The sequence below is a fragment of the Bacillus sp. FDAARGOS_527 genome, from assembly GCF_003812125.1.
GTDB classification, from domain to species: Bacteria; Bacillota; Bacilli; order Bacillales; family Bacillaceae_G; genus Bacillus_A; species Bacillus_A paranthracis.
Map to the genome: position 1 here is coordinate 127,429 of NZ_CP033795.1, position 24,441 is coordinate 151,869.

The window sequence follows — 24,441 nt, forward strand, 5'->3', positions numbered from 1 at the left end:
TCCCAGTGTAAGCAAATGAATTGACTCGTTGTTTCTTTCTTACAATAATATTGTATGAAGGAGAGGAGGAAGGAAGATGGAAGCTTATTTTAGTGCGCATCCATTAAAACCGTTTATTCCCTACTCAAGGCAACATGCCATTATATTATTTATTCTGTTGGTGGGAATCGTTTTTTTATATCAATACCAAGATGTATTACGTCAAAATGAGTGGAATATAACGGTTCGATATGTGATTGCATTTCTATTTATAGGGAGTGAAATTGGACTTCATATGTGGGAGTGGAAAGCAGGGATTTTTGAGCTAGCCACTTCATTACCGTTTGAGTTATGTACGATTAGTTTGTTGTTAGCGTCAATTATGATCATAACGAAAAGTTACCGTATATATGAGATTGTATTTTTTACAGGAATTATTGGTGCATCACAAGCCATTTTAACGCCAAACTTGCAGTATGCTTTTCCGCATTTTCGGTTCATTGAATATTTTATCGCGCATATATTGCTCATTTGGGCGCCACTCTTTATGACTTGGGTGGAAGGATATCGTCCGACAGTACAATCTATTAAACGCACAATGATATTTTTAAACATATTGATTCCGATTGTTTCGTTTGTAAATTACAAAACAGGTGGTAATTATATGTTTTTAGCTCATAAGCCAGAAACAGCTTCATTACTTGATATGTTAGGACCACATCCTTACTATATTATTTCATTAGAACTTGCAGCGCTTATTGGATGTTTTATTTTGTATATGCCGTTTGCGAAAAGAGAAAAACAGTTACACAAAGAATCGTTAGGGTCATAACCTAGCGATTTTATATATAATAAATATTTACAATTCAGAAAATTGAGAATAAAATTGAGGAGTAAATTATAAAGAGAGAAGGGCGAAAATGGTCAAAAAAGTATTTTTGAATGGGATGGAAGTGACGATTCAATTTCTTATTTCGATTTTGGGTATTATTTGTTTAGGGACATTGCCGAAACTATTTTATGGATTTGAGCTGCATGCATCACAGTACATAAAGAGTTTACAAGAAGTGTTTGTGAATTTAATGGACATCTCCAATTTAAAATATGTGGGAGATAAATTTTTATTTCCACAGTTGTTTGTCCATTATAAAGAAACAATTATTATATTTTTAGCTGCTTTTTTCATTTCATTATTTGTAGCATTTTGTATTGTTTATGTAATTATGAGTAGTTCACCGCGTATACAACATCGAATTAAATCATTTCTTATCTTCCTAGAATCCATTCCAGATATCCTTCTTATTTTAGTATCACAAATTTTAGTTGTATGGTTTTTTAAACAAACAGGTTTTTTACCTTTTCAAATTGCTTCAATTGGAGGCGAGTCGATTAGGGGGTTGCCAATATTGTGTTTGAGCATCCCGACTACGATTATGTTTGTAAAAATGATCGTGCTTCGTTTTGAAAATGAACTAGAAAAAGATTATGTACTATTTGCTAAGGCGAAAGGGCTGGGGCGCTTTCATATTTTAAATCGCCATATTTTACGAAATGTGTTGCTTAGTACATTATTCTTTGCGAAAACGAATATCTTTTTTATGTTATCTAATTTATATATTATAGAATGGATTTTTAATACGGGTGGTATTTTTATGTTTTTGAAATCGTATTTCGGTATTAGAGTTGAGGTTTTCATTGTTAGTGTGCTTCTTATATATATTCCGATTTTTATTTTATTTAAATTGTTTCATTATCTCATTCCGGCTGCGATGAAGGAGAGATTATAATATGTGGACGTATATAAAACGTGATAAAAGATTTTGGATAAGTATTGGGTTCCTTCTCCTATTAGTTCTTTTGAGCATCGGAAATACGTTATGGAATGATGGACATATTAGACAAGTTACATTGCAATATGATGCGGATGAAAATCCACAAGTGCCACCGTTTCCACCTTCATTACAATTTTTACTCGGGACAGACCGGAAAGGGTATGACCTGTTACATTTAGTCATTGAGGGCGCGAAGTGGACGATTGGTATATCTATTTTAATTGCGGCACTTAGAATGGTAATAGGTGTGTTTTTCGGTGTCGTACTCGGAACGTATATAAAAAGAGGATTTTCAAAAATTGAGGCTTTCTTTGATAGTTTTACAGTTATTCCGACAGTTATGATTGCGTATTTTTTTCTTCAATCTGCAAATACATTTGGAAGCGGAGAGGAGACAACAACCTTTTTTGAAAGGGCTTCGTTTCAAGTGGTATTACTTGTACTGCTTGTAATGCCAGTTATTGCACTGTATGTTGCGAAGGAAGTTCGTAAATTGCGAACGGAAGAATTTGTTGATGCCGCACGCATATTAGGTGGATCGAGAAGACATATTGTTATAAAACATCTTTTTCCGCACCTCTATATGACGTTTATACTCGTATTTCTTCAGCAGTTTACGCAGACTCTTACTATTTTACTGCACTTAGGATTACTTGAAGTGTTCTTTGGTGGGACTGTAATGTTTGGTGGACAAATAAAAGAGGTGGAATCTTATACGCATGAATGGTCAGGTTTAATTGGAGTATACTTTAGGTCATTAACAGTGAATCCGTGGATCCCTCTCGTTCCGATTACATTTTTTGGACTTACTATTTTTTCAGGAAATATGATTGTAAAAAGCATAGAAGAGGCGATGATGAAAGTAAGGTTAGGAGGAGAGCTAAAGAAGGATGTTGCAGAAGAGGAACAATCTGTTGTGCAGTCGAAAGAAGAGTTATTTACTTTTAAGCATACGATGTGAAAATAAACAGAAGCAAGCATGTATTTCATGCTTGCTTCTTTACTTTATTTTGTAGAAACTTCGCCTTCAGCTTCTGTTTGTGGAATAAAGTATCCGATTATACCACCAATTATTGCTGGAACGATCCAGCCGATTCCTAAGTTATAAAAAGGAATCGTGTGTACGATATTAGCGATAAAACTTGGTATCATTCCCACATTATCAAGTGCATGAATACAACTAATAATGAATGCTGCAATCATTGCCCCGATGTAGACAGAAGGTTTACGTTTCGTATATTTATCTATAAATGATACGAAAATTAAAATAATCGTAATTGGATATAAAATAATTAATACAGGTAATGTAATTTTGATTAATAAACTTAAACCTAAGTTTGAAATCACGAAGCTGAAAATACAAACGTATAGTACGAGCTTTTTGTAAGAAACATTTGTTAGTACTGTTGCGAAATAGTTTGCAAATGCACTTACAACACCAATTGCTGTCGTTAAACAAGCGAAGATAATGGCGATACTTAATAAAACATTACCGCTTGTCCCAAAGAAGTGATACATAACAGTCGCTAATAGTTGACCACCGTTCTCGAATTGTCCTAAGTTGCCGTTTGAAGCACCGATATAACCGAGTAAGAAGTACACAATTGTTAAAAATAGAGCGGCAATGCTTCCGCAAATAATTGTATATTTCGCAATTGATTTCTTCTCTTGTATACCGTTTTGGCGAATTGCATTTACAACGATCGTTGATAATACGAGAGCACCGATTGCATCTAACGTTAAAAACCCTTCAAGAAATCCTTTGAAAAATGGAATTTCTTTATAGTCACCAACAGGTTCTGCAAACGTTCCTGGTGAAAGAATTGCTTTTGTTGCCATAATTGCAATAATTCCAAGTAAAATTGGCGTTAATATTTTTCCGATATGATCTACTAATTTTGATGGATTTAATGATAAGAAGTAGACGACTGTAAAGAAAATCGCACTAAAAACTAACATAGAGTACCATTGGTCTGGGAAAAGTGGTGCAATCCCAATTTCGTAAGATACAGATCCAGTTCGTGGAATAACAAATAGTGGGCCGATTGAAAGATAAATAATGATAGCGAATATTGCTGCGAATTTTGGGTGAACACGGCTTGCTAAAGTGTTAAAACTACCACCGGCAAGGGCAACAGCGACGATAGCTAGTAAAGATAAACCGACGTCTGTAATAATAAATCCTGTAATGGAAATCCACATATTTTCTCCGGAAGAAAGGCCGAGAAGGGGCGGGAAAATCATATTACCAGCACCGAAGAAAACTGCGAATAGTAATAAACTAATCGAAAGTATTTGCGCTGGTTTTAAAGTTGTACGCATATAAAGAAAATCCTCCTAATGAGTGTTTTTGTCGAAAATTCAAATAATTTGTCGAGTAACTGTTATTATTTTAAAGGTCTGATGACTAGAAAGCAATAGGGAATTTTGAAAAAATTAAAAAATAATACATTAAATCGAATAAATATACTATTTGTATGTTTAATAAGAAGGATTTAACTTTAAACGTAAAAAAAACACATATCGCTAGGATACGTGTGTTAAAAATAAATCTTTCGATCGCGTTCTTCTTTTAAAATTTCAACTGCTTCTCGGAAACGTTGCGAATGGACAATTTCTCGTTCACGTAAAAAGCGCAAGCTGTCATTTATGTCGGGATCGTCTGATTGGTTAATAAGCCATTGATATGTGGCACGTGCTTTTTCTTCAGCGGCAATATCTTCGTATAAATCAGCAATTGGATCACCTTTAGCTTGTATATAGGTTGCAGTAAATGGAACACCAGCCGCGTTATGGTAATGAAGTGCGCTGTCATGGTCGACGTAATGAGGATCAAGGCCAGCTGCCTTCATCTGTTCAGGAGTCGCATCTTTTGTTAGTTTATAAACCATTGTAGCAATCATTTCAAGGTGCGCAAATTCTTCTGTACCAATATCGGTAAGGAGGCCAATGACTTTATCAGGAATTGTATAACGCTGATTTAAGTAACGGAGTGCAGCAGCTAACTCTCCATCTGCACCCCCATATTGTTCAATCAATAATTTTGCAAGTGCTGGATTGCAAGTTCCTACTTTAACAGGGTATTGTAATTTTTTTTCATAAATCCACATAGTTTCTCTCCTTTATATTTGCCATGGCCAAGGACCTTTGCTCCATTCCCAAGGGGCATTAGAATAGCTATTTCCGTACTGTTGAAGTGGTCCATATTTTTCTTCCATCTGTTGTTTTAGTACTCTTCGTTTATAGGAAAAGTCATTAAATTGATTAATAGCTGCCGTATCATCTGGGTGGGTGTCTAAGTAAAGCGTTAGTTCGACTAGTACAAAGTCTAATTCTTGGAGATTCTCTAAAAGTCGATAATATTCTTCTGGTAGTGGCTGGTTCACGTCAGTCGTCACCGCCCTTTTTTATAAGGATTTTCGTAATAGTCATAAAAAACAGGCCATAAAGTTCCTTTTTGTAGTGCTTCTTTCGGTGAGAATTGTGGTAAATTTGGCGGTTGAAAACCTAAATATAAATTAGGAGGGGTAGAGTAATATTTTTTACCAATAGGAGGACAAGGATCTTGAGGACTATGGTATGGCACATATGATTTCATATATTTATCCATTAATAAACCTCCCTATATTCTTCATCACTACGTATTGTATTCAGACATAATAGGCATTTATGACACATATAAAAAGGTAATAGGTACAGGGGGAATGAATGTGGAGCAATGTATTGTATTAGAAGTGAAGAATTTAAAGGAAACTTTGTATTTTTATGAAGGGATTTTAGGAATTAAGCCTAGTTTAGAAAGACCTCAATTAGATGTAACGGGGGTTTGGTATGATTCTGATTCAAAGAGAATTAGTTTTGTCATGAATCGCATGTTAGGTGGGCGGGAAAAAGGTGTTACAGATTCATGCGAGGTTTTAACATTTACGATTTCTGACATAGAGAAATTGAAAAAGAAGCTAGCATTTTATGAAATTTTATATACAGAAAATGAATGTGCGAGGAGTATTGTAGTACAAGACCCAGATGGATATAAACTTCAAGTAGTAGAGAAGGGTGAATAAAAGGAGGGGATTTAGTGGAGAGAAATTATGAAGAAAGTGCGTTGTTTGAGCATCAATTTTGGCTAAAGGTACTTACTGATCATTCGCAATTTTTACTTGATGCGTTAGCTCCAAAGGAAAAAGAAGATATAAAAAAAGCTACTTATTTTGTTGAGACGTTTACGGACTTTCTAAAAAAAATTCATACTGTTAATCTCATTGCATTTTCAAAAGAGGCAGAACAAGCTGCTAAGGAGATTCGGACGTTTAAATTAAATATTATACAGAAACAGTTGGAAGGAAAAATTACCATTCATTTTACGCCGACTTTTATTAATCATATGGTAAACGAAGTTGAGGAGTATATAACAGTGTTAGAGTTTTTAAAGAAAGGGGAAGTTCCGCCTGTTTTTCATGAATTACATTATCATCTCGTTTGGCTAACGGATGCGGCAGGTCATGCAGGCTCTATTTCTGGTGGGCTAGATCTTGTTGAAAAAAGGTTGAAAGAGAAAAGTGAAGAATTTACGAAGCACTTTGAACAATTTTACTTAAAGGCAGTTGAGATGACTGGCTATTTACGGACAGAGCTTCATCATTTTCCTGCGTTAAAGAAGTTTACAAAAGATGTTTCACTTGAACTAAAATTATTTTCACATTTTTTACATGAAGTTGAAGAACTGGAGTTATCGAATGAAGTATTAAGTGTATTATCAGCGAGAATGGCAGATCATATGGCAAGGGAAGAATGTTATTATTTATTAAAATTAGCTCAATCATCTGGAATTGAAATGCCGAAATGTAATCCGCTTTAAAGAAAAAGAGGTCAATTTTATTTGGCCTCTTTTTCTGTTTTATTGTCTCTTTTTATTTTTGCTTGTTCAATACTTGCCTGTAATGTCTCCATGATATTGATGATGTTTGGAGTAGGAGAGATTGTTTCCGTTTTTTCTTGTTGTTCAATTTTCTCTTCGATTAATTCGGTAAGGGCTTCTTTATACTCATCTGTATACATTTCTTGTTCAAAAGGATTTGTAAGGTGGTGAATTAAATTAATAGCTGCGGTGAGTTCTTGTTTTTGGATAGGATAATTTTCATTACTTGGTAAGTTAGGTGTATTTGTTATATCGCGAATTTCATTAGGGTAGTGAATGGTTTGTAACATAAGTCCATCTTCAAAGTTACGGATAATAGCTAAATGTTGTTTTTTTCTAATGGAAATATGGATCAGACCAAGTTTATTCGTACGCTCAAGTGCTTCTTTTAATAACAAATACGATTTTTCATGTCCTGGGGTAGGTCCTATAAAATAAGAGCGGTCATAAAGAACAGAATCGATTTCTTCATTTTGGACAAAAGATATAATACGAATGGATCGTGGTTCGTGAGCTTTTTGCAACGCAGCTAATTCTTTTTCATCCATAATAATGTATTTATGAGGTGCGTATTCATAGGCTTTTACAATATCTTTATCATCAATTTCTTCATCCGTACAATCAGGGGCAAATTTTTTATATTTAATAGGTGTCAAGCACTCTTTATGGAGACTTAAAAATTTTATATCGTTTTCTTCTACGGCACTATATAGTTTAATTCCTATATTTAATAGTCCAAGTGAAAGTGAACCTTTCCAGACGGTATGCAAATGAAACATCTCCTTTCGTTCAAAAATGATTATGTATATTATGAGATAGTAAGAAATTTCCTATGCGTTTTTTGTTTTTTACGGAAGGGATTGGAATATAAAAGATATTGACAAGCCCTCCAAAATATTTTAATGTGATTGTATAAAATTGTGTATATAAAGGGGAGTAACTTATTACAGTAAAGTCGTCATTACAGGGAGAAACCCTCGGCTTTATTGGCAACGTTTCGTTGTTAGTGAGACCTTTACCAGCAATGGTAAAGGCCCCTTATTGTCTTTTTTAGGACCCTTACCATATTTGGTAGGGGCCTTTTTGTATACAAAGAGAGGAGAAATAAAAATGAAAAAACTGATTAGTAGATTAAGAGTTGTATTTCATGTTCGTCGATTTGTTCCATTCCTATTTGACTTTTTTACTTCAAAAGAGGTTTCAATAAAGAAGAAAATCTTATCCATTGCTTTTTTAGTTGGTTATGTAGCGATGCCGCTCGATTTAATTCCAGACTTCTTACCGTTTATCGGTATTTTAGATGATATTGGAATTGTGTTATTTATTTTGAACCGAATTGTAAAAATGGCGCCAGTTCAATTACAAGAAAAGCATAACGTAAACGTAGGATAGGAGTTGGAGTAGAAAATATGGAGCAAATGATTTTAGATATAATCGAGTTTTTAAAGCAATTTTCTTATTTTGGAGTTGTGCTAGCATTAACGTTTGAATTTATCCCAGCAGAAGTAGTTTTGCCTATGGTTGGATATTGGGTGTACGAGGGTGATATGAATTTTTGGCTAGCTGTATTAGCTGGAACACTTGGCGGAACGACAGGACCGTTAACGTTATATGCACTCGGTTATTACGGTGGTCGTCCTCTATTAATAAAATACGGGAAATACTTCTTTATTAAAGAAGAACAAATTCAAAAAGCAGATGATTTCTTTGAGAAATATGGACCAGTTGTAGCATTTGTTGGACGCTTTGTACCGGGAGTTCGAACACTTATTTCTGTTCCATGTGGTATGGCAAAAATGAATATATGGAAATTTAGTATTTATACATTTGTAGCAATGTTCCCGTTAACGACTTTATATGTCTATTTTGGAATGAAATTAGGTCCACATTGGGAAAAGGCTGCGGATGTTGTTGGACAATATATGCTACCGATATTATTAGTCGTGATTATTGTTGTCGGTGGTATATTTATCTATAAATTTATGAAAAAAAGAAACAGAACGGAATCTATCTAGTCATTTGAATATTTTTTGAAAATAGATGAATAGTACAGGCAAAAGATTCTGGGGGACATACACATATAGGGAATAACAAAGAGAGAGGGGAAAGGCTATGGCTTGTGAATGCTCAAGTACAGTATTAACATGCTGCTCAGATAATAGTAGTAACTTCGTCCAAGATAAAGTATGTAACCCGTGGTCTAGTGCTGAAGCTAGTACATTTACAGTTTACGCAAACAATGTGAATCAGAATATTGTTGGTACAGGATATTTAACTTATGATGTTGGTCCTGGCGTGAGTCCTGCGAACCAAATTACAGTAACGGTTTTAGACTCAGGTGGAGGGACAATCCAAACATTCCTAGTAAATGAAGGGACTAGCATTTCATTTACGTTTCGCCGCTTTAACATCATTCAAATTACAACTCCTGCAACGCCGATAGGTACGTATCAAGGGGAATTTTGTATTACAACTAGATATTTAATGGCATAGAGAGGGGAATTAGTATGGGTAATTGTAGTACAAATCTTTCATGTTGTGCAAATGGACAAAAAACAATTGTCCAAGATAAGGTGTGTATCGATTGGACAGCAGCTGCAACTGCAGCAATCATTTATGCTGATAATATTTCGCAAGATATTTATGCTTCAGGATATTTGAAAGTGGATACTGGAACAGGTCCTGTTACAATTGTATTTTATAGTGGAGGAGTAACGGGGACTGCAGTGGAAACAATTGTAGTTGCCACTGGAAGTAGCGCATCTTTTACAGTTCGCCGATTTGATACGGTTACAATTCTTGGAACAGCGGCTGCTGAAACAGGAGAATTTTGTATGACTATTCGCTACACTTTGTCTTAATATATGGTGATTTAAAGATTACCAAAAAACGTGCAAACGATTCATGTGTTTGCACGTTTTTTAGTAGACTTTTGATTAGATTCAAAAGCAATAATTTTTTTGTTATAGGCAATCTCGCTTTGATTTACAATAAGTTAATTGGAAGCAGTAACGCCCCTCGATATAAATAGAAGGATCTGATGGAATATCGATAACTGAAACGGATTGTAAATCAAAGCCTGTATATGAAATAGTGTTTCCAGGTAAAGCTGTAAAAGTATTTGTGGTAGAACTTATTATTTGGATAGATAGTGCATTGGTACTATTCCTATTATTGTATATAGAGATAGTGCCAGATAATGAAACAATTCCGTCGTTTTTCCAAATGTTTACTGTGGTGTTGGTTTGTTTTAGTTGTTTTTGAGAAATTGGAATAAAATCATTTGAGATAAGAATATCTCCAGCGAACTCATTGGTAACTAATTCGGCGTCGCCTCTTTCAGGTGGGAGAATAGGAGGAGGACAGGGGCAAGTAGGTTGACAAATGATAGATAAAGGAGCAAAACAGCCGATATTTTTATGAGGTTTCAATGGGTTCCCTCCTTTTCATAAGACTGTTTACTATTATTAAATGTAACAGCATGGCCGATGTGTTAAGAATGGATAAAAAAAATAAAATCGTGATAGTTTCATAGGCTCATATCTCTTCATAGTTTTTATAGGAAAAAGTTAGTTATCTATTAGACAAAAAGTACTTGTTTTATGTAAATGTGGCATTTAATATAAAATTGACTGTATATTTACAAAATTTAAATAAAATACATTTTTAGTTTAAATTAAGTTAATATATGTTCGATACAATAACCAATGTAATTAATTTATTATATGAGGAGGATTCATGTGGAAAGAACAGCTTTACGAAAAGTAAAAGGTCTTATTGGATTATTAATGGTTTTTGTATTAGCATTTGTATCATTTCCGTGGAGCACATCAGTTAAAGCGGAAGAGAAGAAGCAAGAAAAGGCACCGAGTGAGAAGAAGATAGTTTTTCCAGTTGTAAGTGATGTACATATTAAGAATAGTGGGACAGATGATACGTTTCGCTGGAAACGAGCAATCGAACAACTGAATACACTTGCACCTAAACAAGATGCGTTTGTAATTGTGGGAGATTTTACTGATTCAGGATCACTGCAACAATATGATCGTTTCATGCAAGTGTATAATGAAAATGCAAATAAAGATGCTGTGCGAATGAATTCTCTTGGTAACCATGATTATTGGAACGGTTTATCTGTAGAGGGCGCACAGAAGCGTTTCTTAGAAAAAACAGGAATGGAATCGATTTACTATCACAAAGTGGTAAAAGGGTATCATTTCCTTGTTATGTCTCCGGAAGATGGGACAACTCATGGATATTATTCAGACAAGCAAATTAATTGGTTAAAAGAAGAAATGGCAAAGGCACAAAAAGATGATCCAGAAAAACCAATTTTCGTATTTTTACACCAGCATATTAAAGATACAGTATACGGTAGCCAAGAGTGGGGAACAAAAGATAGTGCGAAAATTAACGAGGTGTTAAAAGAATATCCACAAGTTATTACGTTTTCAGGTCATTCACATTATCCGTTAGATGACCCGAGATCGATTCATCAAAAAGACTTTACATCAGTTGGTACATCTTCAGTAAGTTATATGGAAGTTGAAGGTGGTAAAGTACAAGGGACGATCCCGCCAGGAGCTAGTACATTAAGCCAAGGTTTATTAGTAGAAGTAGACGATAAAGAAGTAACGATTAATCGCCGTGATTTCCATACAAATTCTTGGACAGGCGAGCCTTGGAAAATTAAATTACCAGCAAAGAAAGACACATTTACACATGTAGAAGATCGTGATAAAGAAAAACCTTACTTTGCTAAGGATGCAAAGCTTGCTGTATCAAATGTAACAGAAAATGCGGCAACGGTAACATTCCAGCAAGCGTTGGACAACCTTCTTGTTCATTCTTATCGTGTACAAGCTAGAGATAAGCAAACAGGAGAAATTAAAAACAAGCTGTTAGCATTCTCAGAGTTTTATCGTGACCCAGTGCCGAAAGATCTTACATTTACACTTGCAGGGTTAGATGGCGGGAAAACATATACACTTGAAGTAGTTGCAATTGATTCGTTTGGTAATGAAAGTGCGCAGCCTTTAACGGCAGAAATTACTACGAAAAAAGATGATATTGATCCGAATGTAAAAGTGCCAAAGGCTGATGTTTTCGATGTGAATTTTGCAGATGGTACATTTAAAGACAATTCACCATTTGGTACAAAAGGTGATGTGAAGGGCAATGTGACTATTGAATATGATAAAGCATTGAAAAAGAATGTGATGAAGCTAAACGGAAAAGCAAATACATTTGGATACCTTCCGTTTTCAGCAGCACAAAAAGAAAAAGTAGCAAATACATTTACGTTAGAAACTGTATTTTCAATGAATGAAATCCGTGGACAAGGTATTTTGCAAAATACAGAGGGTGGCGGAATTGGTTTTGAGTCTACGGGAAGTGGCTATGTTGAATTATGGGCTCACATTGGCGGTAGTTATAAACGTGTTGGCGTTCAATTAGAAGCAAACAAAACATATCACTTAACAGGAACGTATAACGGAAGTGAAGTAGCTATTTATGTCGATGGTAAAAAAGTAAATAGCCAACCAGCTACAGGGAAAGTGTATCATCCAAATGTACCATTTGCACTTGGAGCGGATCCTGATAGCAATGGAAATGGTGGCATTCCGTTAAATGGACAAATCGCGCTTGCGAAATTATATAGTAAAGCGTTAAGTTCTTCAGAAGTATTAGCGGCGTACAATGAGTTTTCTAACCGTACGAAATTAGAGCAAGTAAATGCGTTATTTGAAGAGCTTGGAAAAGTGAAAGAAGTGCTAGCTGGTACGTATGAGTTTGGTGATAAGTCAGGTCAATATTCAAAGGAAGCATTTCAAGAATTAGAGAAAAGCTATAATCATGCAAAACAAGTGTTTGAAAATGTAGCGAGTACGGGAGAACAAATTGTTCAAGCGTATAACGAATTAAAAACTGCAAATCAAACATTTATACAATCTAAAGTAGTAGAGCAACCGAAAACATTGAAAGAAAAATTACAAATTAATATTGAATCTGCAAAAGCAGTATTGAAAAAAGCGCAAGCTGCAAATGTAACGGACGGTTCAGTGAAATCATTGAGTCAAAAAATTACAGTGGCAGAAGCTGTATTAAAAGATGCGAAAGTAAAAGATGCACAAGTAGAAACGATGAACCGTACTATGGAATATGCGATTTCACTCGTTGAAAAAAGCATAAACAAATAAGAGTGAAGAAAAGAAGCTTATCATGATAGGCTTCTTTTTTGTTATACTAAAAGTAGCATAGAATGAAGGAGCGAATAATTTGGAAGAGAAAAAGCTAAAAAGAATTCTTGAATATGTATGGATCGCGGTTGTGCTCCTTGTAGGATATTATTTCTTAAAAGAAAAAAGTATATGGGTTCTATTTTTAATGACGTTTTTATTAGCGGGTTTAGGCACGTTATTTATTAATTTCTTCTTTGATAGTTTAAATGCATGGAAGAAGAAAAAGAAGGGAACGAAGTAAAGGAGGGAATATATGCAAAAGTGGAAGCTCATATATCAGGTGATTATTTTCCTATTACTTGTAGGTATTGGAATTGTGAAATACGCAACGCCAATAGGAAATTGGGCATCGTTTACAGCTTGCATCGGCATATTTTTCATTTTACAATCGTTAACGAAAAAATATAATAGTACAGAAAAATAGCTTGCCGCTAAAACGGCGAGCTATTTTGTTATGCTTTTTTCTTTTCATCATTTGTTTTTTCGGTAGCTAAGTGACTATGCTTTCTAGAGTAGAAGAAATAGAAGCATAAGCCGACTATAAGCCAAACGGCAAAGCTAATCCATGTTGTTTTAGACAAATTGATCATTAAATATAAGCAGCAAAGAATCGCGACAACTGGTAGTACAGGTACGAAAGGTGTGCGGAATCCGCGTTTTAAGTCAGGGTGTGTTTTTCGTAAAATAAGTACTGCACAGCAAACGAATGTAAAGGCTGTTAATGTACCGATGTTTACTAAATTCGCTAATACGTGCAGATCTAAAAGTCCTGCTAATAAAGCGGCGACAACACCAGTAATCCACGTATTTAATAAAGGGATTTTCACTCTTTTATTTACACGTGCTAATGCTTTTGGAAGTAAACCGTCACGGCTCATCGCATACGAAACGCGAACTTGTCCATACATAACGACTAAGAGAACGGTTGTCATTCCAGTCATCGCTCCAACAGCGAGTAGTCCTGCAATTGTATCTTCGCCAACGAAATGTAAGGCAAACGCAACTGGGTCAGAAACATCTAATTGTGTATAAGGAACCATACCTGTTAAAACGAAAGATACGATCATATATAAAACAGTGCAAATAAGAAGAGAGCCAATAATGCCGATTGGCAAATCACGCTGTGGTTTTTTCGTTTCTTCCGCAGCGGTTGCGATTGCATCAAATCCTAAGAAGGCGAAGAATACAGTAGCAGCTCCAGTAATAATACCGTCGTACCCGAATGGAATGAACGGCGTCCAATTTTCAGGTTTTACATATTTTGCACCTGCTACGATAAAGGCGATAATAACGGCTAACTTAATAAGAACCATAATATTATTAATGCGTGCGCTTTCGCGTATACCAAAACTTAAAAGGCCAGTAATGATGAGTAAAATACAAACAGCTGGTAAATCAATGAGACCACCTTTTCCTACGCCAGGGGCCGAGGCGACTATGGCGGGAAGATGGACGTTAAATCCTTGTAGTAAAGATTGTAAATAACCAGACCAACCGACAGCTACTGCTGCAACGGCAAGTAAATATTCGAGCATTAAACACCATCCGACGATGAAGGCGACGACTTCTCCGACTGTCATGTATGCGTAAGTATACACACTTCCTGAGACAGGAATAGAAGAAGCAAATTCAGCATAACAAAAGGCTACACAAGCACAAGTAAATGCAGCAATAAGAAATGATAGCATAATACCAGGACCAGAATGTTTCGCTGCAACAATACCTGTTAATACAAAGATCCCTGTCCCAATTACGGCGCCAATTCCTAAAAACGTTAAATCAAGTGCGGTTAATGTTCTATCTAGCTGCTTTGGTGATTCAGTACTAAGCGCTTTTTTTCGTAATAATGACTTCACTTTGGACTCTCCCCCCGTTTTTTCATTTCCATAACTGCGAATGTAGTATGAGCCCATTAGAAAAGAGTATGTAAGTAAGTGGAGGTACAGTTATGGGGCATAGCTTTTTAAAATTGCTGGATTAATCTTAATATAATTCAGAATATTTTGTCAAATAAAAATATGACAAATAAAATGCGGATCAATAGGGGAAACTACTTGCAGAAATGGACGGGGGTTAACGACCCACTGATTAAAGTTAAAGTAGGAGAAGATGTTATGTTATTTTATTTTGAACTTGTCGTCATTTTACTTTGTACGAAATTAGCTGGTGATATTAGCGTGAGGCTTGGCCAGCCTTCTGTACTTGGTAAATTAATTATTGGTATTATTATCGGTCCAGCTGTACTTGGTATTATAAATAGTTCTGAATTAATCGATGAACTGAGTGAGATTGGTGTTTTGCTACTTATGTTTATGGCTGGACTTGAAACAGATTTAGAAGAGTTAAATCGGAATTTGAAATCATCATTTGCAGTAGCGGCCGGTGGAATTATTTTTCCTTTCATCGGTGGTTATGTAACAGGATTGCTGTTTGGATTAATACAATCTCATGCAATTTTTTTAGGATTATTACTTTGCGCAACGTCAGTTAGTATTACGGTGCAAACACTAAGAGATTTAGGAAAAATGAATACGAGAGAAAGTACAACGATTTTAGGTGCTGCCGTATTTGATGATGTCATCGTCGTTATTTTATTAGCGTTTGTTATGAGCTTTTTAGGAACGCAAGATGTGAATATAACACTTGTTATCGTAAAGAAAATTATCTTCTTTGTTAGTATTGTTTTTATTGCATGGAAAGTTGTTCCTTGGATTATGAAAATGCTCGTGCCGCTTCGTGTAACAGAAGCGCTAATTAGCGCGGCTCTTATTATTTGTTTTTCTTTTTCGTATTACAGTGAAATGATGGGAATTGCAGGTATTATTGGAGCATTTGCAGCCGGAATTGCCATTTCTCAAACAGAGTATAAGCACGAAGTAGAACATAAAATTGAACCGATTGCTTATGCGATATTTGTGCCGGTGTTCTTCGTAAGTATCGGAATGGAAATTACATTTCAAGGCATTGGAAGTCAGCTTTGGTTCATTATCATTATGACGCTCATTGCGATTTTCACAAAGTTAATCGGATCAGGTTTAGGAGCAAGGTTAACAGGATTCAACCTTCAATCTTCTATAAGTATTGGTGCGGGAATGGTGTCGCGCGGAGAAGTAGCACTTATTATCGCAGCAAATGGACTTACAGCGAATTTATTAGCGAAAGAAAATTTCACAGCGATTGTTATTGTTGTTATATTGACGACGATTATTACGCCGCCGCTTTTGAAGAAGTATTTCGTGTAAAGAGGAAGAGCTTATCTGAAGTAGGTAAGCTCTTTTTTTATTGCAAAAAGCAATGGTCATGTGGCATGAAAGGTCTGTAATTATGGTAAAATCTATGTATGTGATATGACAAGGAGAGGGATGTGTTTGAGGATTACGAAGGGAAAGATTATAGGTGTAATTATACTTCTTTTATTGTGCATACCCTTTACTGCATGGAAAGAATCAAAAGTGAAAGATTTTCCGGTTTCTATTTTCTCGGAAGAAGCAGATGGTGAGTACGATCAGAAGCTGAAATATACTGCTTTTTTACCTGATGTTGCGATTTGGATGAACGGTTGGGAAAAGAAGTGGACAGAAGGGGAAAGAACTGTTTATCAAAAAGGGAATCGCATTGTAAATGTGTTTCATCCTCCTGGCGATGATGGTTTTTACCTTCTTGAAGCAAGAGAAAATCAGTGAACGCAACCGTAAGAAGTGGAGGTTAAATAGTGAAAGCTTCAACGTTACTATTTAAAATTGAAAGTAATATGGATCAATTTTCACCAGCTGAAAAGAAGGTTGCCATGTACATAATGGAGAATGCAGAGATTGTTCCGAACTTAACGACGAAAGAAGTGTCAACGAATGCGGGCGCAAGTGAGGCGAGTGTTGTTCGCTTTTGTAAGTCGATTGGAATCGGAAGTTTTAAAGCATTTAAAATCGCGCTCGTTCGCGAATTAACGATTGCTGATTATAATATTAACGATTTTTCAGTGATGAATACGGAAGATGGACCGTACGACTTGTTTAATAAAGTTACATATGTGAATAAAGCTGCAATTGAGGCAAGTGTTACGGCTATTGATAAGAAGGAGCTGGAGAAAGCAGCAGATCATATTGTAAATGCGGATAAAATTATATTTTACGGAGTAGGCGGATCAGCTACTCCAGCGATGGACGGGGCTTATAAATTTACAAGACTCGGATTTACTGCAATGATGCTATCTGATTTTCATATGATGTTGCCGCTTGTGACGAATTTAAAAGAAGGCGATATATTTGTGGCGATTTCAACATCTGGTCGTACGAAAGATGTACTTGAAATGGCGCAATATGCGAAGAGACAGGGTGCAACAGTTATTGCGATTACAAAGCTTGACCAATCATCACCGTTATATAAAGAGGCGGATATTCGTCTTTGTATGCCAGATGTAGAACAAGATCATCGTATTGCAAGTATTGCTTCAAGAATGACGCAATTGAACATGATAGATGCTCTATATGTGATTACCTTTAATCGCATTGGTAATAAAGTGCTAGATCAATTTATGGAAACAAGAGAAGAAGCTTTGCGATTACGGAAGCTGAAATGAGAAGATGGGGAAACCCATCTTTTTTGCATATGGACGGACATAAATTCGTCATGAAAAGAAATTAAATTTCATAAAATAATAAAGCAATATTGATTTTAAGTTTCTTAAAGTTATAATGAAAGTATGAAATTAAATTTCAAAGTAGGTGGGAATATGTTAGAAAATTTATCGACAGAACATCGCAATGAGAAGACGATGAATTTAGATGAGATGAGCATAAAAGAAGTTTTGCAAAGTATGAATGAAGAAGATCGAACTGTTGCATTAGCAGTTGAAAATGAAATAGAGCAGATTGAAAAAGTTGTGCAGACTGTTATTAAATCTTTCGAAGAAGAGGGCCGATTAATTTACATTGGGGCTGGTACGAGTGGCCGTTTAGGTATTTTGGACGCAGTGGAATGTCCGCCGACATTTGGCACAGACGATAAAATGGTGCAAGGATTTATAGCAGGTGGATTGAAAGCGTTTACTAAAGCGGTAGAAGGTGCAGAAGATCGCGAAGAATTAGCAGAAGAAGATTTAAAAAGTATTGGATTAAATGAGAAAGATACAGTGATTGGAATTGCAGCAAGTGGTCGAACTCCTTATGTTATTGGTGGCTTGAAGTACGCGAATAGCGTAGGAGCGAGTACAGCTAGTATCTCCTGTAATAAAAATGCTGAAATAAGTAAATATGCAAAACTAAACGTGGAAGTAGAAACAGGCGCAGAAATTTTAACAGGATCAACGCGTTTGAAAGCTGGTACAGCGCAAAAACTAGTGCTCAATATGATTTCAACAGCATCTATGATTGGTGTAGGGAAAGTATATAAAAACTTGATGGTAGATGTTCAATCTACAAATGAAAAGTTAATAGAACGATCAAAACGAATTATTGTGGAAGCAACAGGTGTTAGTTATGAAGTAGCGGCAGAGCATTATGAAAAAGCAGAACGTAACGTGAAAGCTGCGATTGTTATGGTGTTATTGCAGTGTGAGTATGGGGAAGCACTGGAGAAACTAAAAGAAGCGAAAGGGTTTGTGAAGAAGGCACTATAAAATAATAGGGAGGGGGATTCTATTATGAAGAAAGAAGAGAGAATGGCCAGAGAAATTTCAGAGCAACTTGGGGGAGTAAAAAATATTCGTGGCATTGCTCATTGTATGACGAGACTACGATTAACGCTTCATGATGAAAGTAAAGTGAACATGGACCTTTTGAAAAAGGTTGAAGGGGTTATGGGCGTTATTGAAGATGAGACGCTTCAAGTTGTCGTTGGTCCGGGAACGGTAAATAAAGTAGCAGCAGAGATGGAAGGTTTAACGGGACTGCGAATTGGTGAGGTGGCAGATCATCACCTTGAAGATCTTGGGCAAGAGATGAAGTCAGAGATTAAGAAGAAAAATAATACACCGGTGAAAAACTTTTTAAGAAAAATAGGAAGTATTTTCATTCCGTTAATTCCGGGTCTTGTTGCGTCAGGTATTATAAACGGGGTTGCTAACTTTGCGAAAAACGCAGGCGCTGATCCGAATGCAACATGGCTACAAATGTTACTACTTATTGGCGGCGGTATCTTTACATTCTTAGGCATTTTAGTCGGTTGGAATACAGCGAAAGAGTTTGGCGGGACACCAGTTCTTGGGGCAATTGCTGGTATTTTAATTTTCAATCCGGCGATGGCGAACGTAAAGTTATTTGGTGAAGCGCTCGTACCCGGACGGGGCGGATTGTTTGCAGTTATTTTTGCAGCGTGGCTTATGGTTGTAGTGGAAAGACAAGTTCGAAAAGCTGTACCAAATGCAGTTGATATTATCGTGACACCACTCATTACTGTGTTAGTCGTAAGTATCGTAACGATGTTAGCAATTCAGCCGGTAGCAGGTTTCTTATCTGAAGGAATTACAAACGGAATTAATGGCATTTTAAATATTGGCGGCGCGTTTGCAGGAGCAGTGCTTGCCGGAACATTTTTACCGCTCGTTATGGTCGGATTACATCACGGTTTAACACCGATTCACATGGAGTTTATTAATCAAACGCACGTAACGCCTTTATTACCAGTACTAGCAATGGCTGGAGCTGGGCAAGTAGGAGCTGCGATCGCCATCTATGTGAAAACAAAAAACAAACGACTTCGTAACGTAATTAAAGGTGCATTACCAGTTGGCTTTTTAGGAATTGGCGAACCGTTATTATACGGGGTTACATTACCACTTGGGAAACCGTTTCTTACAGCTTGTTTAGGGGCAGCTGTCGGCGGTGCATTCCAAGCAGTTATGAAAACAGCCGCACTTGGAATTGGCGTATCAGGATTATCATTAATTCCGTTAATTGCTGATAATAAATATTTATTATATTTCCTTGGATTAGTCGTTGCATATACTTTCGGATTCATCTTTACGTACTTCTTCGGATTTAAAGAAGAAATGGCAGAAAACATATAGAGAAAGGGATTCCTTTCTCTTTTTCTATTTATAGAAAGGGAGATTCATATGATTGGAGTTTCAATTTACCTTGCAAAAGAACGAGTAAAGAAGCAAGAAGAGTGGCTAAAAGTAGCGAAGGAAAACGGGTTTTCATCTATTTTTACATCATTGCACATTCCTGAAGATGATCCAAATACGTATAAAGAGTTAATTCAAATACTTGGAAAGCAAGCTCTCGAAAATGAAATGGAATTAATGGTTGATGTTTCTCCAAAGTCGTTACACCATTTAAGTATGACGTACGAAAATGTGGAAGAGTTAGTAAACTGGGGCATTACTGGTTTACGAATGGACTATGGCATCACGCCGAAAGAAATTGCACGCGTATCTCATAAAATGAAAGTAGCTTTAAATGCGAGTACGATTACAGAATCATTTTGGAAAGAGTTAATCACTGAAAAGATACGGGTAGAGAATGTAGAAGCATGGCATAATTTTTATCCGCGCCCAGAAACAGGACTAGCAAAGTCCTTTTTACAAAAACAAAACGAATATTTACATGCGTGCGGAATAAAAACAATGGCATTTATTCCAGGGGATGGGGAGAAACGGGGCCCGTTATATGAAGGATTACCAACGTTAGAAAAGCACCGCAATATGCGCCCGCTTGAAGCGTATTTAGAACTTGTAAAAGATTGTGGTGTCGATAAGGTGTTAATCGGGGATATAAGCGGAAGTCTAGAAAGTGTACAAGAGATAGCGAGTGCGAGTAGAGGGATTATTCCGCTGCGGTACAAATCGTTTATAACTGATAAAGAAGTATTAAAAATAGTGGAACGAGTGCATACAAATAGGCTGGATCCAGCCCGTGATGTCATTCGGTCTGTAGAATCACGAGAAGAACATAAAGTGATTTTACAGCCGATGCATACAATTACAAGAAAGAAAGGCAGCATTACAATTGATAATGAATTGTACGGTAGATATGCAGGAGAGATGCAAGTTGCTATACATGATTTGCCTGCAGATGAGAAAGTGAACGTTGTTGGCATGGTTGTAGAAGAGGATATTTCTTTATTGCCGTATGTTGGCGCTGGAAAAATGTTTCAAATTTCTTGTGTAATAGAGTAAAAGCCTGAATTAGCGCTATTTTGTAAGAAAACATTATCCGTAAAACGGATAATGTTTTTTGTTTTCTTTAAAAAAGTATTTGACGAATGAAATGAAATACCGTATTGTTTTGACTTGTAAATAAAAGTTCACCCTAACAAAACAAAAAGGAGAGAAAAAAATGAATCAATATATTGGGAATTTAATTATTCGTATCGTGTTAGGAGTAACGTTCTTTGCACATGGTTTAGCGAAGTTTCAATCAGGTATCGATAACGTAGCAGGCTGGTTTACAAGCATTGGCTTACCAGGTGGTCTTGCATATGGCGTAGCAACAGTTGAATTAGTTGGTGGTATATTATTAATTATCGGTTTAGGCGTAAGATATGTAGGATTGTTATTCGCTCTTATTTTAGCTGGAGCTATCGTAAAGGTAAATGGAGCAGCAGGTTTATTAGGAGATGGAAAGAATCCAGGATATGAATTAGACCTTGCATTATTATCAATGGGTGCGTATTTATTCGTTGTAAAAGCAGAAGGATATGTAGATCGTTTCTTAAAAGAGAAAGTAATGAAAACGAAGTAGATTTTATTTATAAATTGTTGACTTAAAGGATTATTGTAACTATAATGATTACAACTTGTGGATTAAGAATAAAACAATTTAATATTTTTTTACACAAGATGTAACTACACGTGTTACATCTTGTGTAAAAATAAATAAAACGGGAGGAAGTAACATGTCTAAATCAAATTTAGAAATGATTCGAAGTACATATGAAGGATCAGCTTCTTCAAATGCAAAACATTTAGTAGAAGCTCTCTCTGAAAAAGCAGAATGGACAGAGGCAGAAGGGTTTCCGTACGGGGGAACTTATATCGGTGTAGAAGCAATAATGGAAAATGTATTTAGCCGATTAGGATCAGAATGGGATGATTATAAAGCAAGTGTAAATACATATCATGAAGTAAGCGGAAAAGATGTAATTATTGCTGAAGGTATGTATTCAGGAGTTTATAAAGAAACGGGAAAATCATTTGAAGCAGCATTTGTTCATGTATGGCAACTTGAGAACGGAAAAATTGTGAAGTTTAAGCAATATGTAGATAGTCATCTTGTTAGAGAAGCGATGAAGAGTTAATGCTTTTTAAATGGGGCGTAGGTATATGCATTACAATTATAATAATTTTCTCGTCTATAGTTGGCGGAAAGAAATTGCTTGCATATGTGGAAAAAGAAAATAAAAATATTCAAACCCAGCAAGTGGCAAACGAAAAAGAGAAGAAAGTTGCAGAAGAATCTCCGCAAGTTAGTGAAGGTGAAATTATTTCTACTATGCACAAAATGGTACACCAAAAGGTAAAATCCTCTGAAAAATGGGGATTTGTAGAAATGACAAACAAGGAAATTTCTAATGTGAAAAGAGATATTGAAAATAGCACAGGTTTTCAATATAAAATGAAGTTATTTTCTATTATAAATAGATGGGAAAAAGGAGATTTTTCTCAAACTGTTGAGGAGCATAACTTTTTATGGAGCCTTCAAGGTGGAGATACTGGCAAGGCGACGGAACGTTTATCGCCAGAAGAGGAAAAGCAGTATATAAAAGAAATGAAGAGAAAATAAAAACATCGCCAACCCAGATGACGATGTTTTTTCATTAAGAATGTTTTCGCATTAAAGGTCTAACAGGCTGAACGGCAACTGTTTTGAAATGAGAAAATAAATAACATCCTGTCACAACGATCATTGTCCCTAAAATTTGAATCCACGTTAATTCTTCTCCGAGGAAAAGGAATGCTAAAATAGCTGTGAAAATGGGATTGAAGTTTAGAAAAATGCCGGATGTAGTTGCTCCTAATTTTTGTACGCCAACATTCCAAAATACCATACAAAGAACTGTGGAAATGAGTCCTGTATATAAAAGTGATGTTATAAAAGAAGTGTTGATATTTGTAACAGTGAAGCTCCCAATGTTAAATGGCAGTAATAAAATAACGCCGAAAATACCAGAGTAAAGCGTCGCCATAAGCGGTGTCGTTGTTTTTGTTGCCCATTTACTACAAACAGAATAGATTCCCCAAATGCAAACAGCCGCAATCATCCATAAGTCACCGCTATTAAAATGTAATGAAAATAAAAGTGCAAAGTTACCTTTTAATAGGACAAGAATAACCCCAAAGAATGAAAGAATCATGGATAGAATTTGAAGTGTATTTACTTTTTCTTTTAGAAATAAGACAGAAAATAGTGCAATAGAAATCGCGTTTAATGTAGAAATAAGCCCTACATTTGTTGCGGATGTTTTTTCTAATGCTAAAAATTGAAAGATGTTAAAAAGAGCAACCCCTGAAATTCCCATCAATATTAACGGAAGTATCGCCGCGCGTGGTGGAATGATTTTTTTTTCTTTAAACCATACCATTGGTAATAAACAAACAATCGCAATCATCCATCTTAAACTTGTAAGTGTCATTGGAGATGCGTGATCAACAAGTGATTTTCCAACGACAAAGTTTCCTCCCCATAATAAGCTCGTTAGTAATAGTAAAAAGACATAAAAATAAGGCATATTAAAATCCCCTTTGTTGTAATCAATGTGAATTGTAAATAATTTTAGCATTTTTCTTTATTGTGTAATATATTCTTTTGTATAATGGATAAAAATCGATAAAATGTTTTGTTATGAATGATATTTAAAGAAAGATGTTCAGTTTTATATAAGTTATAAGGTGTTTTTTCGAATAATCATCGGTAAGAAATAAGGGGGAATTATAATGGAGTCGTCTGTTATTAAAGTGTTGGATGATTTAGATGTACAAATTTTAGATATATTACAGAAGGAGTCACAAGTAAGTAATGCAGAGCTTGCGCGACGTGTTAATTTATCACCAGCTGCGATGCATGCGAGAATAAAAAGATTAGATGGAGAAGGATTCATTGATAAGCAAGTAGCCATTTTAAACCAAGAAAAGCTTGGTTTTGATTTGTTATGCTTCATTTTTATGAGTACGAATATTCATCAATCGGATAAACTTGAAGTGTTGGAAAAAGAATTAGAAGCGATGCCTGAAGTGTTAGAATGTCACTGCTTAACAGGAGAATATGATTATTTATTAAAGGTCGCAAATCGTGATCGTAAAGAATTAGAGCAGTTTATTAGAAAGCTGAATAAGCTTGGTATTACAAAGATACAGACGAGTTTAGCACTTCGTGAAATTAAATATTCGACGGTATTACCGATACGAAATGAGGAACCGAGCATCGATTAGATTGCTTGGTTTTTTGTTTGTATAAAGTGATTGACGAGAAGAAAAGAGAGATGTATTATTATATAAAATTATGTATTAAAATTCATTTAGAGTTATAAATAT

30 protein-coding genes are annotated in these 24,441 nt (G+C 35.7%); 22 read left to right on the forward strand and 8 right to left on the reverse strand.

The genetic code is table 11. The annotated features are described in order from the left end of the window. Positions 1–76: 76 nt before the first annotated feature. The 3 genes from EGX95_RS02960 to EGX95_RS02970 all read left to right on the forward strand — a co-directional run bounded on the left by EGX95_RS02960 (position 77) and on the right by EGX95_RS02970 (position 2,772). A complete protein-coding gene (locus tag EGX95_RS02960) occupies positions 77–811 on the forward strand; it encodes a YwaF family protein (protein WP_000388677.1) in 735 nt (244 codons plus the stop codon). Between the two features lie 88 nt (positions 812–899). After that, a complete protein-coding gene (locus EGX95_RS02965) occupies positions 900–1,766 on the forward strand; it encodes an ABC transporter permease subunit (RefSeq protein ID WP_000239680.1) in 867 nt (288 codons plus the stop codon). Position 1,767: 1 nt separating this feature from the next. After that, positions 1,768–2,772 (forward strand): ABC transporter permease, encoded by a 1,005-nt coding sequence (locus EGX95_RS02970; RefSeq protein WP_000269961.1) that lies wholly within the window; start codon positions 1,768–1,770, stop codon positions 2,770–2,772. Between the two features lie 44 nt (positions 2,773–2,816). On the opposite strand, the gene brnQ2 is transcribed toward EGX95_RS02970, so the two are convergent. The 4 genes from brnQ2 to EGX95_RS02990 form a co-directional block, all read right to left on the reverse strand. Continuing rightward, a complete protein-coding gene (gene brnQ2, locus EGX95_RS02975) occupies positions 2,817–4,133 on the reverse strand; it encodes a branched-chain amino acid transport system II carrier protein BrnQ2 (protein WP_001260904.1) in 1,317 nt (438 codons plus the stop codon). A gap of 218 nt (positions 4,134–4,351) precedes the next feature. Continuing rightward, a complete protein-coding gene (cotJC, locus tag EGX95_RS02980; protein ID WP_000265278.1) occupies positions 4,352–4,921 on the reverse strand; it encodes a spore coat protein CotJC in 570 nt (189 codons plus the stop codon). A gap of 12 nt (positions 4,922–4,933) precedes the next feature. Next, the gene (cotJB, locus tag EGX95_RS02985; protein WP_001075543.1) at positions 4,934–5,197 is read right to left on the reverse strand and encodes a spore coat protein CotJB; all 264 of its coding nucleotides are present in this window, start codon (positions 5,195–5,197) and stop codon (positions 4,934–4,936) included. Positions 5,198–5,205: 8 nt separating this feature from the next. Further along, positions 5,206–5,421: a spore coat associated protein CotJA gene (locus EGX95_RS02990; RefSeq protein WP_000362188.1), complete on the reverse strand. Its 216-nt coding sequence runs from the start codon at positions 5,419–5,421 to the stop codon at positions 5,206–5,208. Positions 5,422–5,515: 94 nt separating this feature from the next. Between EGX95_RS02990 and EGX95_RS02995 the strand changes: the two genes are divergently transcribed. Next, positions 5,516–5,875, forward strand: coding sequence for a VOC family protein (locus EGX95_RS02995; protein WP_014297665.1), 360 nt, complete (start codon positions 5,516–5,518; stop codon positions 5,873–5,875). A gap of 14 nt (positions 5,876–5,889) precedes the next feature. Continuing rightward, positions 5,890–6,669, forward strand: a complete 780-nt coding sequence (locus EGX95_RS03000; RefSeq protein WP_000440985.1) for a DUF2935 domain-containing protein — start codon at positions 5,890–5,892, stop codon at positions 6,667–6,669. Positions 6,670–6,686: 17 nt separating this feature from the next. Here EGX95_RS03000 and EGX95_RS03005 read toward each other — a convergent pair whose 3' ends face one another. Continuing rightward, a complete protein-coding gene (locus EGX95_RS03005; protein WP_000557764.1) occupies positions 6,687–7,499 on the reverse strand; it encodes a non-homologous end joining protein Ku in 813 nt (270 codons plus the stop codon). A 340-nt stretch (positions 7,500–7,839) separates the two neighbouring features. On the opposite strand from EGX95_RS03005, the gene EGX95_RS03010 reads away from it, so the two are divergent. From EGX95_RS03010 to EGX95_RS03025, 4 genes are all read left to right on the forward strand, one after another. Then, positions 7,840–8,121 (forward strand): YkvA family protein, encoded by a 282-nt coding sequence (locus EGX95_RS03010; RefSeq protein ID WP_000733844.1) that lies wholly within the window; start codon positions 7,840–7,842, stop codon positions 8,119–8,121. A gap of 17 nt (positions 8,122–8,138) precedes the next feature. Beyond that, positions 8,139–8,744, forward strand: a complete 606-nt coding sequence (locus EGX95_RS03015; RefSeq protein ID WP_000437068.1) for a DedA family protein — start codon at positions 8,139–8,141, stop codon at positions 8,742–8,744. A 97-nt stretch (positions 8,745–8,841) separates the two neighbouring features. After that, positions 8,842–9,222 (forward strand): DUF3992 domain-containing protein, encoded by a 381-nt coding sequence (locus tag EGX95_RS03020; RefSeq protein ID WP_000742049.1) that lies wholly within the window; start codon positions 8,842–8,844, stop codon positions 9,220–9,222. Between the two features lie 14 nt (positions 9,223–9,236). Then, positions 9,237–9,590, forward strand: a complete 354-nt coding sequence (locus EGX95_RS03025; RefSeq protein ID WP_000526007.1) for a DUF3992 domain-containing protein — start codon at positions 9,237–9,239, stop codon at positions 9,588–9,590. Positions 9,591–9,692: 102 nt separating this feature from the next. On the opposite strand, the gene EGX95_RS03030 is transcribed toward EGX95_RS03025, so the two are convergent. Further along, positions 9,693–10,160, reverse strand: a complete 468-nt coding sequence (locus EGX95_RS03030; protein WP_000802321.1) for an S-Ena type endospore appendage — start codon at positions 10,158–10,160, stop codon at positions 9,693–9,695. A gap of 309 nt (positions 10,161–10,469) precedes the next feature. Here EGX95_RS03030 and EGX95_RS03035 point away from each other — a divergent pair, with 309 nt between their 5' ends. From EGX95_RS03035 to EGX95_RS30170, 3 genes are all read left to right on the forward strand, one after another. Continuing rightward, positions 10,470–12,929 carry a LamG-like jellyroll fold domain-containing protein gene (locus EGX95_RS03035; RefSeq protein WP_000442460.1) on the forward strand — a complete coding sequence of 820 codons (2,460 nt, stop codon included), beginning with the start codon at positions 10,470–10,472 and terminating at the stop codon, positions 12,927–12,929. 79 nt (positions 12,930–13,008) lie between these two features. Further along, positions 13,009–13,212 carry a hypothetical protein gene (locus EGX95_RS03040; protein WP_000391504.1) on the forward strand — a complete coding sequence of 68 codons (204 nt, stop codon included), beginning with the start codon at positions 13,009–13,011 and terminating at the stop codon, positions 13,210–13,212. A 12-nt stretch (positions 13,213–13,224) separates the two neighbouring features. Beyond that, on the forward strand, positions 13,225–13,395 hold the full coding sequence (locus EGX95_RS30170; RefSeq protein WP_001174836.1) for a hypothetical protein: 171 nt from the start codon (positions 13,225–13,227) through the stop codon (positions 13,393–13,395). Positions 13,396–13,423: 28 nt separating this feature from the next. Here the strand turns inward: EGX95_RS30170 and EGX95_RS03045 are convergent, their stop codons facing one another. After that, complete coding sequence (locus EGX95_RS03045) at positions 13,424–14,827, reverse strand: branched-chain amino acid transporter BcaP (RefSeq protein WP_000838719.1); 1,404 nt, start codon at positions 14,825–14,827, stop codon at positions 13,424–13,426. 162 nt (positions 14,828–14,989) lie between these two features. On the opposite strand from EGX95_RS03045, the gene EGX95_RS03050 reads away from it, so the two are divergent. From EGX95_RS03050 to EGX95_RS03090, 9 genes are all read left to right on the forward strand, one after another. Continuing rightward, positions 14,990–16,213, forward strand: a complete 1,224-nt coding sequence (locus tag EGX95_RS03050) for a cation:proton antiporter (protein WP_372465558.1) — start codon at positions 14,990–14,992, stop codon at positions 16,211–16,213. 126 nt (positions 16,214–16,339) lie between these two features. After that, positions 16,340–16,654 (forward strand): hypothetical protein, encoded by a 315-nt coding sequence (locus EGX95_RS03055; protein WP_001223244.1) that lies wholly within the window; start codon positions 16,340–16,342, stop codon positions 16,652–16,654. A 29-nt stretch (positions 16,655–16,683) separates the two neighbouring features. Further along, positions 16,684–17,547 (forward strand): MurR/RpiR family transcriptional regulator, encoded by an 864-nt coding sequence (locus tag EGX95_RS03060; protein ID WP_000648157.1) that lies wholly within the window; start codon positions 16,684–16,686, stop codon positions 17,545–17,547. Between the two features lie 153 nt (positions 17,548–17,700). Next, positions 17,701–18,585 carry an N-acetylmuramic acid 6-phosphate etherase gene (gene murQ / locus EGX95_RS03065; RefSeq protein ID WP_000892365.1) on the forward strand — a complete coding sequence of 295 codons (885 nt, stop codon included), beginning with the start codon at positions 17,701–17,703 and terminating at the stop codon, positions 18,583–18,585. A 24-nt stretch (positions 18,586–18,609) separates the two neighbouring features. Then, positions 18,610–19,974 (forward strand): PTS transporter subunit EIIC, encoded by a 1,365-nt coding sequence (locus tag EGX95_RS03070; RefSeq protein ID WP_000711319.1) that lies wholly within the window; start codon positions 18,610–18,612, stop codon positions 19,972–19,974. A gap of 48 nt (positions 19,975–20,022) precedes the next feature. Further along, on the forward strand, positions 20,023–21,087 hold the full coding sequence (locus EGX95_RS03075; protein WP_000580609.1) for a DUF871 domain-containing protein: 1,065 nt from the start codon (positions 20,023–20,025) through the stop codon (positions 21,085–21,087). A 160-nt stretch (positions 21,088–21,247) separates the two neighbouring features. Continuing rightward, a complete protein-coding gene (locus tag EGX95_RS03080) occupies positions 21,248–21,652 on the forward strand; it encodes a DoxX family protein (RefSeq protein ID WP_001077751.1) in 405 nt (134 codons plus the stop codon). 154 nt (positions 21,653–21,806) lie between these two features. After that, positions 21,807–22,208: a nuclear transport factor 2 family protein gene (locus EGX95_RS03085; RefSeq protein WP_000045925.1), complete on the forward strand. Its 402-nt coding sequence runs from the start codon at positions 21,807–21,809 to the stop codon at positions 22,206–22,208. Next, positions 22,208–22,693 carry a PRK06770 family protein gene (locus tag EGX95_RS03090; RefSeq protein ID WP_000897971.1) on the forward strand — a complete coding sequence of 162 codons (486 nt, stop codon included), beginning with the start codon at positions 22,208–22,210 and terminating at the stop codon, positions 22,691–22,693. Before EGX95_RS03085 ends, EGX95_RS03090 begins: the two co-directional genes overlap by 1 nt. A gap of 34 nt (positions 22,694–22,727) precedes the next feature. Here the strand turns inward: EGX95_RS03090 and EGX95_RS03095 are convergent, their stop codons facing one another. Further along, entirely contained in the window at positions 22,728–23,639 is a 912-nt protein-coding gene (locus EGX95_RS03095) for a DMT family transporter (RefSeq protein WP_001146277.1), read from the reverse strand. A gap of 205 nt (positions 23,640–23,844) precedes the next feature. Here EGX95_RS03095 and EGX95_RS03100 point away from each other — a divergent pair, with 205 nt between their 5' ends. Continuing rightward, positions 23,845–24,339, forward strand: a complete 495-nt coding sequence (locus EGX95_RS03100) for an Lrp/AsnC family transcriptional regulator (protein ID WP_000446103.1) — start codon at positions 23,845–23,847, stop codon at positions 24,337–24,339. Positions 24,340–24,441 lie beyond the last annotated feature (102 nt).

Excerpts from the sequence above, each read along its gene's own strand:
- EGX95_RS02990 (WP_000362188.1), bottom strand. The coding sequence starts at position 5,421 with ATGGATAAATATATGAAATCATATGTGCCATACCATAGTCCTCAAGAT.
- EGX95_RS30170 (WP_001174836.1), top strand. The coding sequence starts at position 13,225 with ATGCAAAAGTGGAAGCTCATATATCAGGTGATTATTTTCCTATTACTT.
- EGX95_RS03010 (WP_000733844.1), top strand. The coding sequence starts at position 7,840 with ATGAAAAAACTGATTAGTAGATTAAGAGTTGTATTTCATGTTCGTCGA.
- EGX95_RS03085 (WP_000045925.1), top strand. The coding sequence starts at position 21,807 with ATGTCTAAATCAAATTTAGAAATGATTCGAAGTACATATGAAGGATCA.
- EGX95_RS02970 (WP_000269961.1), top strand. The coding sequence starts at position 1,768 with ATGTGGACGTATATAAAACGTGATAAAAGATTTTGGATAAGTATTGGG.
- EGX95_RS02965 (WP_000239680.1), top strand. The coding sequence starts at position 900 with ATGGTCAAAAAAGTATTTTTGAATGGGATGGAAGTGACGATTCAATTT.
- EGX95_RS03075 (WP_000580609.1), top strand. The coding sequence starts at position 20,023 with ATGATTGGAGTTTCAATTTACCTTGCAAAAGAACGAGTAAAGAAGCAA.
- EGX95_RS03080 (WP_001077751.1), top strand. The coding sequence starts at position 21,248 with ATGAATCAATATATTGGGAATTTAATTATTCGTATCGTGTTAGGAGTA.
- cotJC (WP_000265278.1), bottom strand. The coding sequence starts at position 4,921 with ATGTGGATTTATGAAAAAAAATTACAATACCCTGTTAAAGTAGGAACT.
- murQ (WP_000892365.1), top strand. The coding sequence starts at position 17,701 with ATGTTAGAAAATTTATCGACAGAACATCGCAATGAGAAGACGATGAAT.
- EGX95_RS02995 (WP_014297665.1), top strand. The coding sequence starts at position 5,516 with ATGAATGTGGAGCAATGTATTGTATTAGAAGTGAAGAATTTAAAGGAA.
- EGX95_RS03050 (WP_372465558.1), top strand. The coding sequence starts at position 14,990 with ATGACAAATAAAATGCGGATCAATAGGGGAAACTACTTGCAGAAATGG.
- EGX95_RS03090 (WP_000897971.1), top strand. The coding sequence starts at position 22,208 with ATGCTTTTTAAATGGGGCGTAGGTATATGCATTACAATTATAATAATT.
- EGX95_RS03095 (WP_001146277.1), bottom strand. The coding sequence starts at position 23,639 with ATGCCTTATTTTTATGTCTTTTTACTATTACTAACGAGCTTATTATGG.
- EGX95_RS03100 (WP_000446103.1), top strand. The coding sequence starts at position 23,845 with ATGGAGTCGTCTGTTATTAAAGTGTTGGATGATTTAGATGTACAAATT.
- brnQ2 (WP_001260904.1), bottom strand. The coding sequence starts at position 4,133 with ATGCGTACAACTTTAAAACCAGCGCAAATACTTTCGATTAGTTTATTA.
- EGX95_RS03015 (WP_000437068.1), top strand. The coding sequence starts at position 8,139 with ATGGAGCAAATGATTTTAGATATAATCGAGTTTTTAAAGCAATTTTCT.
- EGX95_RS03070 (WP_000711319.1), top strand. The coding sequence starts at position 18,610 with ATGAAGAAAGAAGAGAGAATGGCCAGAGAAATTTCAGAGCAACTTGGG.
- EGX95_RS02960 (WP_000388677.1), top strand. The coding sequence starts at position 77 with ATGGAAGCTTATTTTAGTGCGCATCCATTAAAACCGTTTATTCCCTAC.
- EGX95_RS03025 (WP_000526007.1), top strand. The coding sequence starts at position 9,237 with ATGGGTAATTGTAGTACAAATCTTTCATGTTGTGCAAATGGACAAAAA.
- EGX95_RS03020 (WP_000742049.1), top strand. The coding sequence starts at position 8,842 with ATGGCTTGTGAATGCTCAAGTACAGTATTAACATGCTGCTCAGATAAT.